14 protein-coding genes are annotated in these 15465 nt (G+C 71.3%); 5 read left to right on the forward strand and 9 right to left on the reverse strand.

Annotated features, from left to right (window positions below; genetic code table 11):
• Positions 1-152 precede the first annotated feature (152 nt).
• Positions 153-1232: a helix-turn-helix domain-containing protein gene (locus ACWGH4_RS16490; RefSeq protein ID WP_453460963.1), complete on the forward strand. Its 1080-nt coding sequence runs from the start codon at positions 153-155 to the stop codon at positions 1230-1232.
• Positions 1233-1252: 20 nt separating this feature from the next.
• Here ACWGH4_RS16490 and ACWGH4_RS16495 read toward each other — a convergent pair whose 3' ends face one another.
• From ACWGH4_RS16495 to ACWGH4_RS16520, 6 genes are all read right to left on the reverse strand, one after another.
• Entirely contained in the window at positions 1253-1873 is a 621-nt protein-coding gene (locus tag ACWGH4_RS16495; protein WP_453460992.1) for a helix-turn-helix domain-containing protein, read from the reverse strand.
• A gap of 284 nt (positions 1874-2157) precedes the next feature.
• A complete protein-coding gene (locus ACWGH4_RS16500) occupies positions 2158-2982 on the reverse strand; it encodes a carbohydrate ABC transporter permease (RefSeq protein ID WP_453460966.1) in 825 nt (274 codons plus the stop codon).
• Positions 2982-3848 carry a carbohydrate ABC transporter permease gene (locus tag ACWGH4_RS16505; RefSeq protein ID WP_453460968.1) on the reverse strand — a complete coding sequence of 289 codons (867 nt, stop codon included), beginning with the start codon at positions 3846-3848 and terminating at the stop codon, positions 2982-2984. The genes ACWGH4_RS16500 and ACWGH4_RS16505 overlap by 1 nt, the downstream gene beginning before the upstream one ends.
• Before the next feature lie 7 nt (positions 3849-3855).
• Entirely contained in the window at positions 3856-5214 is a 1359-nt protein-coding gene (locus ACWGH4_RS16510; RefSeq protein WP_453460971.1) for an ABC transporter substrate-binding protein, read from the reverse strand.
• 154 nt (positions 5215-5368) lie between these two features.
• A complete protein-coding gene (locus tag ACWGH4_RS16515; RefSeq protein WP_159686990.1) occupies positions 5369-6049 on the reverse strand; it encodes a response regulator in 681 nt (226 codons plus the stop codon).
• The gene (locus ACWGH4_RS16520) at positions 6046-8091 is read right to left on the reverse strand and encodes a sensor histidine kinase (RefSeq protein WP_453460973.1); all 2046 of its coding nucleotides are present in this window, start codon (positions 8089-8091) and stop codon (positions 6046-6048) included. The genes ACWGH4_RS16515 and ACWGH4_RS16520 overlap by 4 nt, the downstream gene beginning before the upstream one ends.
• A 127-nt stretch (positions 8092-8218) precedes the next feature.
• Here ACWGH4_RS16520 and ACWGH4_RS16525 point away from each other — a divergent pair, with 127 nt between their 5' ends.
• The 3 genes from ACWGH4_RS16525 to trxA all read left to right on the forward strand — a co-directional run bounded on the left by ACWGH4_RS16525 (position 8219) and on the right by trxA (position 10490).
• Positions 8219-9592, forward strand: a complete 1374-nt coding sequence (locus ACWGH4_RS16525; protein ID WP_453460976.1) for a cation:dicarboxylate symporter family transporter — start codon at positions 8219-8221, stop codon at positions 9590-9592.
• A gap of 160 nt (positions 9593-9752) precedes the next feature.
• Positions 9753-10145 (forward strand): MerR family transcriptional regulator, encoded by a 393-nt coding sequence (locus tag ACWGH4_RS16530; RefSeq protein WP_441266101.1) that lies wholly within the window; start codon positions 9753-9755, stop codon positions 10143-10145.
• A 3-nt stretch (positions 10146-10148) separates the two neighbouring features.
• Positions 10149-10490: a thioredoxin gene (gene trxA / locus ACWGH4_RS16535; protein WP_453460979.1), complete on the forward strand. Its 342-nt coding sequence runs from the start codon at positions 10149-10151 to the stop codon at positions 10488-10490.
• 31 nt (positions 10491-10521) lie between these two features.
• On the opposite strand, the gene ACWGH4_RS16540 is transcribed toward trxA, so the two are convergent.
• The 3 genes from ACWGH4_RS16540 to ACWGH4_RS16550 all read right to left on the reverse strand — a co-directional run bounded on the left by ACWGH4_RS16540 (position 10522) and on the right by ACWGH4_RS16550 (position 13874).
• Positions 10522-11958 (reverse strand): WGR domain-containing protein, encoded by a 1437-nt coding sequence (locus ACWGH4_RS16540; protein ID WP_453460982.1) that lies wholly within the window; start codon positions 11956-11958, stop codon positions 10522-10524.
• Positions 11959-12021: 63 nt separating this feature from the next.
• Entirely contained in the window at positions 12022-12717 is a 696-nt protein-coding gene (locus ACWGH4_RS16545) for a response regulator transcription factor (protein WP_453460985.1), read from the reverse strand.
• Complete coding sequence (locus tag ACWGH4_RS16550) at positions 12714-13874, reverse strand: sensor histidine kinase (RefSeq protein WP_453460988.1); 1161 nt, start codon at positions 13872-13874, stop codon at positions 12714-12716. The genes ACWGH4_RS16545 and ACWGH4_RS16550 overlap by 4 nt, the downstream gene beginning before the upstream one ends.
• 109 nt (positions 13875-13983) lie before the next feature.
• On the opposite strand from ACWGH4_RS16550, the gene ACWGH4_RS16555 reads away from it, so the two are divergent.
• A partial coding sequence (locus tag ACWGH4_RS16555; protein WP_453460990.1) for a hypothetical protein occupies positions 13984-15465 on the forward strand: 1482 nt, incomplete at its 3' end.

Here is a 15465-nt window from a genome sequence, read left to right on the forward strand (position 1 = left end):
CCCCGTGGCGATCAAGGCCGTTCGGCGTTCCCCCCCGCCGGTGGTTGGCGAAGACCACTCTTGAGTTACCCGCCGCCGCTCGCAAGGCTGTTCCCTGTCCGGGACGTGTCCCACCTTGTCCCAGCAGGTGGGCGGCAGAGGGGGAGCAGCGGATGGACTTCGCCGGGAGCGGTGCCCCGGATCCGGATCGGGTACGGGACCCGGCCGAGTTCGTTGCTGCCATGCAGGCGCTCAAGGACCGTTCGGGCCTGACCTACCGGGAGTTGACGTCCCGTGCGGAGGCGGTCGGGGACGTGCTGCCGCGTTCCACCGTCGCCAACATGCTCGGCCGCACCACGCTGCCGCGCGAGGAACTCGTCGCCGCGTTCGTGCGGGCCTGCGGGGCGGGCCCGGGTGAACTCGACGCGTGGCTGCGGCTGCGCAAGGAGCTGACCCGCCGCGAACGGCCGGGGATCGCGGTGTCGGAGGCGACGGACGCCGGCCAGGGCGGACAGGCGCCGGCCTTCACGGAGTCCGGACGCGAACCGCGTTCCGGGGACGAGCCGGCGCCCGCCACGGCGGACGGGGTGTCACTCCCACCCGGCACGGCCCCGCGGCCGAACGGGCCGGAACCTGCGCCGACCGGCGCCCGGCGGCGGCTCCGGCTGCTGTCGGCGGTGGTGGCGGCCGTCGTGATCGCCGCCGCTGTCACCGCGGCCGCGCTGCACTTCGGAGGCGGCACGGAGGCGGACGACGAGCCGCCCGCTGTAAGCGGGCCGGCTCCCGGACCGGTACAGATACGGGCCGTGGACTCCGGGCTCTGTCTCGCGGAGCACGGCGGGCAGAACGGCCAGCTCTACCAGCAGCCGTGCTCGCCGGACTCCATCCCCAGGTTCTCCCTGAAACGGATCGGGACCGACTGGCGGCTCGAGACGTTCCACACCACCTTCGGCTGGGGCTGCACCGGCGTCCAGGAGAAGTCCACAGAGGCGGGCGCCCCGGTGGAGGACCAGGAGTGCGGCAAGCGCGGCCCGGCGGAGGCCTTCCGCTTGGAACCGGTGGGCAAGCCCGTACGCGGCTACCGGCTGCGGCCCGTCCACAGCGGCCTGTGTGTCGGGGTGGAGGCGGCGGACAGTGGGAAGAAGGGCGCCGACATCCGTCAGCTCGGCTGCACGGACGACGGCACGGGCCAGCTGTTCTCGTTCGACCCGAGGCCCGGAAGCTCCCGAAGCCCGAGGCCCGCGGGCTCTTGAAGCCCGAGGCCCGCGCGCTCCTAGTGCCCGGGGCCGCGCGCCAGCTCCCAGAAGTGGTCCACGATCCGGTCGAGGTACTCACGGCCCGGCTCGCCGGTGTCGTCGGAGGCCGCGCCCCAGCTGAGGGTGGCCACCATCCGGGACTGGTAGTCGGCGTGCAGTTGCTGGAGGACGTCCTGGAGATGGCCGCGTTCCAGCGGAAGCATCTTGCCCACCGGGCGCACGTAAGCCTGCCAGCGCGAGGTCACCGCGTCCCGCAGCAGCTCGGCGAGCTCCTTGTCGCGGCCGGTCGCGGCGAGCAGTTCACGGGGCGCCAGGCCGAGCGCTCCCGCCAGGGCCGCGGTCTGCCGCTCGTTGCCCCGCCATCTGCCCGACTCCTCCATCCGCAGATAGGCGGAGGCGTCCATGCCGAGGCGCCGAGCCAGCTCGTCGGGCGCGAGACCGCGGGCGATCCGGTGCTCGCGCAGGCTCGTCGCGGTGGAGAGAAGCTCTCCCGGCGAGCACCACAGCACGCCGGCCAGGGCGGTCAGCTCCCGGGTGTCGGGGACGGCGAGCCCTCGTTCCCACGCGGTCACGGTCTCGGGGGTGACCGGCATTCCGTACTGGGCCCGCAGCCCGTACGCCACATGACCCGGCGCCATCCCCAGGGCCTCGCGCAGTCGGCGCGCGGCGGGGGCGTTGAACGGAGGGGAGGGGTTGTGCTGCACGCGCACAACCTAGGGGTGGCGGTCGCCCGCTGACTACGGTGCGTACACCCAAAGCCACAGCTTGTCGAAAGCTCCGACCTGATCACGCGCCCGTACCGTCGGGACGGCCATGGCCGGGCCGGTGGGGAGTGGGTCACCGCGGTTACCGGGCAGTTTCGTGGCGCCGGGAGCGTACCGCGCCGCCGGGCGGGCCGGCCGTGGCGATACGGGCCTGTCCGTCACCCCTTCACCGCCCCGCCCAGGGCGAAGCCGCCGCCCAGCCTGCGGGAGATCAGGATGTACAGCACCAGCACCGGTGCCGAGTAGAGCATCGAGAACGCCGCGAGCTGTCCGTAGACGACCGAGCCGTAGTTGCCGAAGAACGTGAAGATCGAGACGGACGCGGGCAGTTGCTCGGGACTCAGGAGCAGCATGAAAGGGACGAAGAAGTTCCCCCAGAGCATGATGAACGTGTAGATCGTCACCACCGCCACGCCGGGGCCCATGAGGGGCAGCACCACCCGCGTCAGTGTCTGCAGGTTCGACGCCCCGTCCGTCCACGCGGCCTCCTCCAGCACCACCGGGACGCCGTCCATGAAGTTCTTCATCAGCCAGACGGCGAAGGGCAGTTGCGCGGTCGCCAGGAACAGCGCCGTGCCGTACATCGTGTCGATCAGGTCGACCTGCACGAACAGGCCGTACACCGGGACCATGATCGCGGTGATCGGCAGACAGGTCGTGAACAGGATGGTCAGAAGGTACGAGCGGCCCCAGCGCGACCGGTGCCGCGAGAGCGGATAGGCGGCCAGTGCCGCGCACACCACGGAGACCACCGTCGCGCCCCCGCACAGCAGCAGACTGTTGAGCATCGGCGTGTACGTGATCTCGTCGGTGAGCACCGCGTCGAAGTTGCCGGCCGTGACCGACGAGGGGACCCGCAGCCGCAGGTCCGCCTCGGCGTCCACGGAGGCGAGGACCAGCCACAGCAGTGGCACCGCGAACGCCGCGGCGGTCATCAGCAGCGCCGTGTCGGCCGCGAGGCGCGCCCGGGTCGCGCGGCGCATCACAGCTCCACCTTCATCAGCCGCAGGTAGACGACCGAGAACAGCGAACCCACCAGCAACAGCAGCAGCGCCACCGCCGTGCCGTAGCCGATCAAGGACTTGAGGAACGCCTGGTCGTACATGAACACCGGCAGGGTCTGGCTGCGGTTGCCCGGTCCGCCGCGGGTCATCGCCCAGATCAGGCCGAAGACCGAGAGGGTCGAGAGGGTGTTCAGCATCAGGTTCGTGCCGATGGAGCGCCGGATCATCGGCAGGGTGATGTACAGGACGCGGCGCGGGCCGGACGCCCCGTCGACCTCGGCGGCCTCCGTCACCTCCCGCGGGATCTCCGACAGCGCCGCGGAGTAGATGAGCATCGAGAAGGCGGTGCCGCGCCACACATTGGCGAACGACACGGCCAGGATCGGCAGGGTGAACAGCCAGTTCTGCGCCGGCAGATGCAGCCAGTCGAGGATCGCGTTCAGCGTGCCCTCGCGCCGGAAGAAGGTGTAGAGCAGGAACGCCGCCACGATCTCCGGCAGCACCCACGCGGTGATCACCAGGGTTCCCGTGAGGGTACGCACGGGACGGGACGCGGCACGCATCAGACCGGCGAGGGCCAGGCCCAGCGTGTTCTGGCCGACGATCGCGGACACGAAGGTGAAGACGAGGGTCAGCCCGACGGCGTTGCGGAAGTCGTCGTCGGCGAAGGCACGGCGGAAGTTGTCCCATCCGACGAACTCGGACCCTGCCTGGCCCGTCAGCTGGGTGTCGGTGAAGGCGATCCAGACGCAGTAGCCGATCGGGCCGGCGAGGAACAGCAGCAGCAGGATGGTGGCGGGGGCGAGCGGTACCCACCGCCACCATCCCGTTCGGGAGGCGCTCACCAGTCGCTCACTTGGCGACGACGGCGCCGTCGGTGATGGTCTTCAGTTGTTCGTCGTACGCCTTCGCCGCTTCCGCCGCGGAGGCGTCCCCGGTGGTCACCTGCTCCATCGCCTCGCCGATCGCCGTCGAGACCTGCGGATACACGGGCAGCGCCGGCCGGTAGTGCGTGTACTGGACGAGGCCGGTGAAGAACTCGATGCCCGGCATGGACCTCAAGTAACGCGGATCGGCCGCCACATCCTCGCGCACGGCGATCTGCGCGCCGACGACGCACCACTTCGTCGCGTTCTCCCTGGTCTGCAGCGTCTTCACGAACTCGAAGGCGAGGTCGGGGTTCGCGGCCTTCGCCGGGATCGACCAGGCCCAGCCGCCCGACATCGACACCTTGCCCGGCGCCTGGCCGTGCTGGGTGGGCATCGGAGCCTGGCCGAGCTTCTCGCTCCACTCGGGCCACTCCTTGGGGCCCTTGTTGATCCAGTTCTGGCCCATCCACGAGCCGTCGAGCGAGATCGCGAGCTTCCCCTCCGGGAACCATTCGGTGGCGACGCGGGTGCCCACATTGGGGTCGAGCGCGTCGGAGACGTCCGGCCCGAGCTTCTCCTTGTAGACCGTGCCGACGAAGTCGAGGGCGTCCTTGAAGCCCTGCCCTCCGGTCACCCACTTCTTGGCGGAGGGATCGTAGAGCGGGTCCTCGCCCGTGCCGTACAGCAGCATCTCGAAGCCCTGCATGACGGCCGCCTCGCCGGGGCCCTTGCCGGTGTAGACGTTGAGCGGGACGACGCCGGGGACCTTCTCCTTGACGGTGCGGGCGGCGTCGAGGATCTCCGCCCAGTTCTTCGGCTGCCAGTCGGCCGGGAGGCCCGCCTTCGCGAAGATCTCCTTGTTGAACCACAGGCCCCGGGTGTCCGTGCCGTCCGGAACGCCGTACGTCTTACCGTCCTCGGCCTTCGCGGCGCTCTTCGCGGTGTCGACGAACCGGTCCCACTGGTCCCAGCCGGCGAGCCGGTCGTCGAGCGGCTTCAAGTACCCGGCCTTGATGTCGGAGTTGATGCGGAAGGTGTCCTCGTAGACCAGGTCCGGCGCGGTCTTCGGGGAACGCATCATCTGCTGGGCCTTGGTGGCGTAGTCGTTGTCCGGGGCCTGGATCGGGACGAGCTTGACCTTCTTGCCCGGATTCTCCTTCTCGAACTGCCGCTTCGCCGCCTCCAGATAGGCGTCCTTGAAGCGGATCTTGTTGTCCGTGGAACGGTTGTAGACGACCTCCACGGTGTCCGGGTCGCCGCCGGACCCGCTGCCGCAGGCGGTGAGGGTCGCCGCGAGGGCGGTGACAGCGATGGTGAGGGCCAGTGGGGCGGTGGGGCGCACGGGCACGACCTCCTCGGAGCCGGGGGCGCCGGGCAGGACTGCGGTGCGCTTGCTGCCGCGAGCGAGCTGCGGGGCGCGTGGGCTGCTGCCCGGTGACCGTATGACCGGTCAGTTGACAAAAGCAATCCCCGTGCAGGACAAGCGACTTGACGGCTCAGCGGACGGTGCTGATCCAGCGGTACTGGAGCTCGGGGCGGCCGATCTGCCCGTACTGGGGGGCGCGGTCGGCCCGGCCGGCGGTGACCAGGTGCTCCAGATAGCGGCGTGCGGTGATCCGCGAGATGCCGACGGCCGCGGCCGCCTCCGTGGCGGTGAGCCCTTCCGCCGACTCGCGCAGGGTGCGCGTGACCGCCTCCAGGGTGGGACCGCTGAGGCCCTTGGGGAGGGACGTGGTGACACGGGGCGTGCGCAGGGTCGCGAGCGCCCGGTCCACCTCGTCCTGGCCGCTCGCCTCGCCGGCGGAGGCACGGAACTCCGCGTAACGGGTGAGCCGGTCGCGGAGGGTGGCGAACGTGAACGGCTTGAGGACGTACTGCACGACCCCGAGCGACACACCCTCGCGGACGATCGCCAGATCGCGTGCGGAGGTGACGGCGATGACATCGGCGGAGTGGCCGGCCGCGCGCAGCGACCGTACGAGCGCCAGCCCGTGCCCGTCGGGCAGGTACAGGTCGAGCAGCAGCAGGTCCACGTCGGTGCGTTCCAGGGCGCGCACGGCCTCGGCTCGTGAATGGGCGATTCCGGCAACCTTGAACCCGGCGACGCGTCCCACGTAGAGGGCGTGCGCGTCGGCGGCGACGGGGTCGTCCTCGACCACGAGAACTCTGATCGTCACGCCGGCACCTCCGCGGGATGCAGCGGCAGCCGCACGGTGAACTCCGCGCCGCCGTCCGGGCCCTGGGCCAGCACGATGGTGCCACGGCCGCGGTGCACCGCCTGCTGCACGAGCGCGAGACCGAGGCCGCGGCCCGCGCCGTGGGTGGACCAGCCGCGCCGGAACACCTCGGCGGCGTCGTCCGGGTCGACACCGGCGCCGGTGTCACCGACGCGCAGCAGCAGCTCACCGCCCTCGACCCGGGCGGTCACGGTGACCCGCGCACGTACGGCGCGGTGCGGCGGCGCGTCCGCGCTGTCGAGGGAGACGCTGCCGTCGGGGACGCTGCGTTCGGGGACGCTGCGTTCGGGAACGCTGTCTTCGGGCGGCGCGGTCCTGGGGCGGGGCGGCGTGCCAGGTGCGTGCGGGCCATGCGCGTCCTCGCCGTGTGTGTCCGCGCCGTGGGCGGGCGGCTCGTCCGCCGTACGGGAGGCCGGCACCGACGGCGCCGGTGCCGGCACGGTCGCGGTGCCGGCGGGGGAGGGCGGGTCGGGCACGGCCGGTGCGGCCGACGTCGTGGCCGTTACGGCCGGGGCGGTGGCCGGGGGCGCGTGCAGGGCCTCGTCAGGCGCCCAGTCCAGCTGCTCGTCCGGCGCTTCGTACGGTGCTTCGGGCGAACGGGGCGCGGGAGCCAAGGGCGGGGCCGCCGCCGGTCCGGCGGCGACGGGACGGGATTCCGTGCCCGTCTCCGACGCCGCGTCGACGGCGTTGTCGATCAGGTTGCCCAGGATCGTCACCAGGTCGCGGGAGGGGAGCGAGCGCGGGATGACGCCGTCGTCGATGCGGCTGTCCTCCGCGAGGACCAGTTCCACGCCGCGCTCGTTGGCCTGCGCCGCCTTGCCGAGCAGCAGGGCCGCCAGCACGGGTTCGCCGACCGCGTCGACGACGCGGTCGGTGAGGGCCTGGGCCAGTTCCAGTTCGGCCGTGGCGAAGACGATCGCCTCGTCCGCCCGGCCGAGTTCGATCAGTGACACGACCGTGTGGAGCCGGTTGGCGGCCTCGTGGGCCTGGGACCGCAGGGCCTGGGTGAAGCCCCGCTCGGAGTCCAGTTCACCGGAGAGGGCCTGGAGCTCGGTGTGGTCGCGCAGGGTGACGACGGTGCCGCGCTGCTCCCCGCCCACTACGGGCCGGCTGTTGACGACGACGACCCGGTCCGCGGAGAGATGGAGCTCGTCCACGCGCGGCTCGGAGGCCAGCAGCGCTCCGGTGAGCGGCCGCGGAAGTCCCAGGTCCGCGACATGGCGGCCCACGGCGTCCTCGCCGAGCCCGAGCAGCTCACGCGCCCCGTCGTTGGCGAGCGCGATCCGCCGGCCGCCGTCGAGCATGACGAGACCTTCGCGCACGGCGTGCAGCGCGGCCTCGTGGTAGTCGTGCATGCGGCCGAGCTCCGCCGCGTTCATCCCGTGGGTGTGCCGCCGCAGCCGGGCGTTGATGACATACGTGCCGGCCCCGCCGAGCACCAGCGCCGCACCTGCCATGGCGAGCAGCGCCGTGACCTGGTCACGCACCTGCTCGGTGATCTCCTCGACGGTGATGCCCGCGCTGACGATGGCGACGACCCGCCCGCCGTCGTACACCGGCGCCACCGTGCGCACCGACAGCCCGAGCGTCCCGACGTACTGCTCGCTGTAGACCCGACCGTCCAGCGCCGGCTCGATGTGGCCGAGATACGTACGTCCGATCCGGTCCGGCTCGGGATGCGTCCAGCGCCGTCCCTGGGGATCCATGATCACGACGAAGTCCATGCCGGCGTCCTTGCGCAGGCCCTCCGCGTACGGCTGGAGGAACGCCGACGGGTCCTTCGACCGTACGGCCTCCGAGACCGAGGGAGAGCGCGCGGCGGCGGCCGCGGTGGCCCGGGACTGCAGGCGCGCGCTCTCCTCCGCCTGCGACCGGTCGGTGAGGTAGGCGAAGAGCGCGCAGCCGGCCACGATCGCGGCGACCAGCACGACCTGCATCGCGAAGAGCTGGGTCGCCAGGCTGCGGGGACGGGGGATGCGCATGCCGCCAGTCTGCCTGGCCGGATTTGTGTGAACGAAACGAACGCAAGGGTGACCGGTGTCACAGCCTGATGGATAGTCGCTGAGATCCATCGGGACGTGGACGAACATTCGAACGAGGAGGCACCCCGTGGCCACTACAGCCGCAGGCAAGCGGGACCGTACCCATTATCTGTATCTGGCAGTCATCGGCGCGGTGGTGCTCGGCATCATCGTCGGTTTCGCCGCCCCCGGGGTCGCCGTCGAACTCAAGCCCATCGGCACCGGGTTCGTGAACCTCATCAAGATGATGATCTCGCCGGTGATCTTCTGCACGATCGTGCTGGGCATCGGGTCGGTCCGCAAGGCCGCCAAGGTCGGCGCCGTCGGCGGTCTGGCACTCGGCTACTTCCTCGTCATGTCGACCGTCGCCCTCGCCATCGGTCTGCTCGTCGGCAACCTGCTCGACCCGGGGGCCGGCCTGCACCTCACCGACGCCGCCCGTGAGGCCGGCGCCAAGCAGGCCTCCGGAGCAAGCGAGAGCACCGCCGACTTCCTCCTGGGCATCATCCCCACCACGCTGGTCTCCGCCTTCACCGAGGGCGAGGTGCTGCAGACGTTGCTCGTCGCGCTGCTGGCGGGCTTCGCGCTGCAGGCCATGGGGTCGGCCGGCGAGCCGGTGCTGCGCGGCATCGGACACATCCAGCGCCTGGTCTTCCGCATCCTCGCCATGATCATGTGGGCCGCGCCCGTCGGCGCCTTCGGCGCCATCGCCGCGGTCGTCGGCGAGACCGGTCTGGACGCCCTGAAGTCGCTCGCCGTCATCATGATCGGCTTCTACGTCACCTGCGCCGTGTTCGTCTTCGTGGTGCTGGGCCTGCTGCTCCGCCTGATCGCCGGGGTGAACCTCTTCTCGCTGCTGAAGTACCTGGGCCGCGAGTTCCTGCTGATCCTCTCCACCTCCTCGTCCGAGTCCGCGCTGCCGCGTCTCATCGCGAAGATGGAGCACATGGGCGTGAGCAAGCCGGTGGTCGGCATCACCGTCCCGACCGGCTACTCCTTCAACCTCGACGGCACCGCGATCTACCTGACGATGGCGTCGCTGTTCATCGCCAACGCGACGGGCGCGCCGCTGAGCGCCTCCGAGCAGATCTCCCTGCTGATCTTCATGATCATCGCTTCGAAGGGCGCGGCGGGTGTCACCGGAGCGGGTCTCGCGACCCTGGCCGGCGGCCTGCAGTCGCACCGGCCCGAGCTGGTCGACGGTGTCGGCCTGATCGTCGGCATCGACCGCTTCATGAGCGAGGCGCGTGCCCTGACGAACTTCGCGGGCAACGCGGTGGCGACGGTCCTGGTCGGCACGTGGACGAAGGAGATCGACAAGGAGCGGGCCGCCCAGGTGCTGGCCGGCAAGGTCCCCTTCGACGAGAAGACCCTCGTCGACGACCACGCGCCGCACGGCGACAGCGGTCCCTCCGAGGTCCCGGCCCCGCGGGACGACGAGCGTGAGCCTGTGAAGGTCTGACTCTCGGACCTTCCTTCCAGGCGTGTGCCGGACCTCTTCCCCCCTTGGGTCCGGCACACGCCGCTTTCTGTTTCCATCGGGCGTCGTACGAGCGGGTTCCGGCCCCCGTCGTAGGACAGGCGTTGCCTTGACGTCGGCGTCAAGGATTACGGTCTCCGACATGCGAATCGGCGAGCTTGCGGAGCGGGCCGGCACCACTACCCGGACCCTGCGCTACTACGAGTCCCGCGGGCTGCTGCCCGCACGGCGCGCGGTGAACGGCTACCGCACGTACGACGAGGGCGACCTGCGGCTGGTCCGGCAGATCCGGACCCTTCAGGACTTCGGGTTCGGCCTCGAGGAGACGAGGCCGTTCGTCGAGTGCCTGCGCGCCGGCCATCCGGCCGGCGACTCCTGCCCCGCCTCGCTCGCCGTCTACCGGGCCAAGCTCGCCGAACTGGACACGCTGATCGGGCAACTGCGGTCGGTGCGGGCTCAGGTCGGTGAGCAGTTGCTGCGGGCAGAGGCGCAGTTGCCCGAGGGCCCGGACCCACAATGCGAATTCGGAGGCTGACGAATGATCCAGGCAGAGGGCGTGGCCGCGGTGACGGACACGGATTTCGACACAGAGGTGCTCGGCGCGGACCGTCCGGTTCTCTTGAAGTTCACCGCGGACTGGTGCGGTCCGTGCCGTCAGCTCGCGCCCGTGCTGAGCGCGGTCGCCCGCGAGGAGGCCGGGCGGCTGAAGGTGCTGCAGATCGACGCCGACACCAATCCGGAGACGGTGGTCCGCTACGGGGTGCTGTCGATGCCGACGCTGATGGTCTTCGACGGGGGTGAGCCCGTGAAGTCGATGGTCGGCGCGCGCCCCAAGCGCCGGCTTCTCCAGGAGCTGGAGGACGTGCTCGGCCGAGGATGACGGCGCCGACGGTGACGGCGGCAGCGGTGCCTCAGACGAGGCGGCGGATCTCACCCCGCACCCGGTAGAAGCCGCCCTGCGCGGGATGCAGCGCGTCCACCACGTACCGCGCGCCGGCCTCACGTATGTCGCGCGGGAACTGCACGTTCCACGAGGGCTCGAAGCCGTTCGAGACGACGTGGACGCGGAGCTTGCCGCCGGTGCGCACGCACTCGACCACGACGCCCGTGCTCGGCGGCTCGGAGATCGTCGCCACCGCCGACAGCGACGCCGGAGGCGTGTAAGTGGGGAGCGCGGCCGCGGACTTCACGTCCCGCGCGACGGGCACCGTGCCGCGCTGGGCGGCGCCGACGGCACTCTCGCCGGCGTCCATGCACACCAGGGAGCCGTCGGTGGTGACCATGTAGAGCTTCTCGTCCCGGTACTGCATCGACAGCGCGGAACCGCCGCCGGTTCCCAGCTTCCACAGGCGGGTGCCGTCGGCGTCGAAGCAGTACACGGACGACGAGGAGTCACCGGCGAAGACGTGGCGCCCGTCGGGCGAGGACGCGCACGAGTAGACGGCGGTGTCGCATCGATAGGTCGCCTCGACGGCGCCGGTGTGCTTGCCGATCTTCTGCACCACGTTCCTGGCGGTGCCGGCGTACACGGAGGCGTCCTCCTGCCAGCCGAAGAGCACGCCGCCCTGCGTCGGCGTGTGCCACAGCTCCCGGCCTCCGTCGGGTGCGTACGCCGTGACTCCGCGGCGGTGGCCGTGGTAGACGGCGTGCTCGTCCGCGCGGACCATCCACGCCTGATCGCCGGCGGACCGGCGCGACCACTGGTACTCGTCCTCGTGGTCGATGACGGTCAGCCCTCCGTCGGCGGCGGAGACGTTCAGGACGCCCTCCCGGATGTCGAGCCAGAAGATGTCGACGTCCGCGGCGATGTCGTAGGCGGCGAAGGGCAGCTTCGACGACAGGTCGTACACCTTGCCGTCGTCGCAGCCGGCGTAGATCCAGAAGTCGTCCGCCACCAGGCACTTGACGCCGTCCGGCAGCGAGTAGCGGGCGAGTACCTCGCCGGTGTGGCTGAGGGTGTGGACGTCACCCGCCTGGTTGCCCACCCAGCAGCGGTCCTCGTCGATGTGGATGCCGAACGCCGCCGAGCCCGTGCGGAACCGCCAGAGCACCGGTGCGGTCGAACGGGCCGTGGACGGCGCCGACGTGACCTGACGGCGGGTCACCGGGCGTGCCGTGCGCTGCCCTTGGACTGCAGGCGCGTAGCCCTTGCGGACCTTCTCGCCGATCTTCTTCGCCGCGGCGGCCTGTGCCTTCTCGCCGGTGGGGAAGGTGGAGGTCTGGAGCTGGCCGGCGGCGCCGATCCGGCCGTACCGCACCGAGACGACCGTCCCCTCCACGGTGACCTCGTAGAACTTGTGCGCGCCTCCGCCGTCCTGTGACAGCTCCAGGTACGTCGTTGCAGACATGGCAGACCCTCCCCAGGACCGAACCGGCGGTCCGTGCACCGCCTGCTCCCACTGCACTGAACGCTACGGCCCACCACTGACAGCCGGGGGGTCCTGCGGAGCGTCGGCGATGCGATAGCCCACTCCGGGCGTCGTCAGGACGACCTGTGGGCCGCCCAGCTTGCGGCGCAACCGGCCGACGGTGACGGTCACCGTGTTCGTGAACGGGTCGGCGTTCTCGTCCCACACCTGTTCCAGGAGGTCCTCGGCGCTCAGGAAGCCCGGAACGGCGCGGAGCAGCGCCTCCAGGACGGCGAACTCCTTGACGGACAGCTCCAGCGGGCGGCCGTCGCGGACGGCGGTCCGGCGTACCGGGTCGAGTTCGAGGCCGGCGGCGCGCAGCGTGCGGGCGTGGGCCGCCGGCCGGCGGCGGGCCAGGGAACGGATGCGGAGGACCAACTCCGGGAAGTGGAACGGCTTGCCGAGGTAGTCGTCGGCGCCGAGGGTGAGACCGCTGACCCGGTCGCCGGGCGCCCCGGCCGCGGTCAGCATCAGCACCATCGCGCGGTCGTTCCGCTCGGTGATCATCTGGCAGAGCGTGTCGCCGTGGATGCCGGGCAGGTCGCGGTCGAGGACCACCACGTCGTACGCGTTCAGGTCGAGCTTGGCGGCTGCCGCCAGACCGTCGTGCGCGACGTCGACGGCCATCCCCTGATCGCGCAGACCCTCGGCGACGACTTCGGCCAGCGACCGCGCGTCCTCCACGACCAGAACCCTCACCGTGTCACCTCCGGGCCGGCCGCCGACGGCAGCGCCGCCGTCACGCTCAGGCCGCCTTCCGGCCGGGCCAGGAGGGTGAGGCGGCCGCCGTGCGCCGTGACGATCGCCGCGACGATCGACAGCCCCAGCCCCGAACTCCCCTCCGGTCCCGTGCGGTCGGCGCCGAGCCGCTCGAACGGCTGCGTCAGCCGGTCCACCCGCCCCTGGTCGAGGACGGGGCCGCCGGTCGTGACGACGAGGCGGGCCTCGGTGTCGTCGTGCTCGGTGGAGATCCGGATCCAGCCGCGATCCTGGTTGTGCACGATCGCGTTGTCGACCATGTTCGCCACCATCCGGGACAGCAGCGCCGCACTGCCCCGCGTCCAGGTGTCCGGCCTCACCTCGTCGTCGACGGTCAGCGTCTTCGCGGTGATGTCGGCGGCCCGGGCGGTCAGTGCCTCCCGCACCATCCCGCCGAGGGACACGGGGGTCCGATCGACGAGGGTGCCGTGCTGCGCCCGGGCAAGGACCAGGAAGCCGTCCAGGAGGTGGTCCACCCGGTCGAGTTCGGTGCGCAACCGGCCGGCGAGTGCGACGGTCTGCGCCGCGGGCTCCGGTTTGGCGACGGCCACGTCCAGCGACGCCCGCATCGTCGCCAGCGGTGTACGCAGTTCGTGCGAGGCGTTGCCGACGAACCTGCGCTGCGCGGCGAACGAGGCTTCGAGGCGTTCCAGCAGACCGTCGACCGTGTCGGCCAGCTCCTTGACCTCGTCGGCGGGGCCGGCCACGGCGAGCCGCTGATGCAGGTTCTCCGCGGAGATCCGCCGTGTCGCCGCGGTGATCAACCGGAGCGGCCGCAGGACCCGCCCGGCGAGGACCCGGCCGAGCAGGAGCGAGACGCCCACCATCACCACCAGCGCGATGAGCGAGCCGGCCAGCAGCTGGTGGTCCTGCTGCCCCTGCATGTCCGAGAGTTGTGCCTCCAGGTCCCGGATCCGCCGCTCGGCGGCAGCGGGACCGGCCGGGCCGGCCGGGGGCTGCTCGGGAGCGGCGGTGGTCAGGCGGCTGCCGGACATCAGATAGGTCAGGGCGAGCAGCACGGTTCCGGACCCGAGGAACCCCGCCGCGTACAAGATCGTGAAGCGCCGTACGACGGTCCCGCTCCGCAGCTTGCCCATGGTCCTCTCCCCGCTCGTCCGGCCGGACCAAGGATGCCCCGCCGCACCTAACAGTGATGTGACAGAGGCGGTTCGGACGGTGTCACGGCCGGATCCGTAGAACCGGACCATGCTTACGACCAACGAACTTCTACGGCGGGAATGGACCGGATTCCGACGCCCGGGCCGGCTGATCGCGATGGCGCTCGCGGCTCTGGTCGTCGTCGCCCTCGGTCTGCTCCACGCGTTCGGCAACCGCGCGTCATGCGACGGCCCGTGCCCGGCAGAACCGACCGGACCGGACGGCTCCCTCGTCAGCAACCAGTTCTACTTCCTGCATCGTGATCTGGGCGAGAACGGCAGCATCACGGTCCGGATGACGTCCATGACGGGCACCATCACCTATCCACCGCCGGACCATGACCGGATCGTCCCGGGCCTGGTGCCGTGGGCCAAGGCCGGGATCATCATCAAGGACGGTGTCCGCCAGGGGTCCACCTACGCGGCGCTCATGCTCACCGGCAGCCACGGCGTGCGGATGCAGTACGACTACCGCCACGACATCGCCGGCAGCGGCGGCGGGGTCTCGGCCGGGGCGCCGCGCTGGCTGCGGCTGACGCGGTCGGGCGAGACCGTCACGGGCCACGAGTCCACCGACGGCGAGCGGTGGACGAAGGTCGGCACGGCGAAGCTGTCCGGGCTGTCCGGCACCGTCCAGGTCGGGCTGTTCGCCACCTCGCCCGGCGACCTGACGCTGCGTCGTGTCGGCCTGGGCGGCGCCACGGAACAGGTGCGCTTCACGCAGGCGGGCGGTGTCTTCGACAACGTCGGCCTCAAGGGCGCCGTCTCCGGCGGGGATTGGCGGGGCCAGGCGGTCGGCGAGATGAACCGGACCGACTGGGAGAAGTACCACAAGGCGTCCGGGGCCGTGGTGGAGGGCGGCACGATCACCGTCACCGGCATCGGGGACATCGGGCCGTCAGGTACGGAGGGCGGCGCACGCCCGGTGGAGAGTGTGCTCGGCGGCCTGGGGGCAGGGCTGCTCATCGTGCTCGTGGTCGCGGTGCGGTTCATCACCTCCGCGTACCGCCGCGAGGCCGCGGGCGGCGCTCCGGTCACCCGCCGGGTGCTCGCGGCGAAGGCGGTCGTCGTCGGAGCCGTCACGTTCGTGACCGGTCTTCTCGCCGTGGGCGTCGTGATACCGGCCGGCACGGCGGTCCTGAAGGGGAACGGGATCTCCGTCGTCGGGGTGTCCGCATTCACCGGTGTGCGGGTGGCCGTCGGTACGGCCGCCGTGCTCGCCCTCGCCGCGGTGCTCGCGCTCGCGCTCGGCGCCCTGCTGAGGCGCGCCCGGCCCGCGATCCTCGTCGCCGTTCTGGCGATCGCGGTCCCGTACGTCGTGACCTCCTTCCCGTTGCTGGCCGACGGCCTGTCGCAGTGGCTGCTGCGGGTCACTCCGGCCGCCGGCTTCGCCGTCCGGCAGACCCTCATGGAACATCCGCAGGTCGTCGCCCACTACGCGCCCTCCACCGGGTACTTCCCGCTTCCGTGGTGGGCCGGGACCGCTGTGCTGGGCGCGTACGCGGTGTTGCTTCTGGGGCTCGCCCTGAGC

Source organism: Streptomyces sp. NPDC054847 (assembly GCF_053610925.1).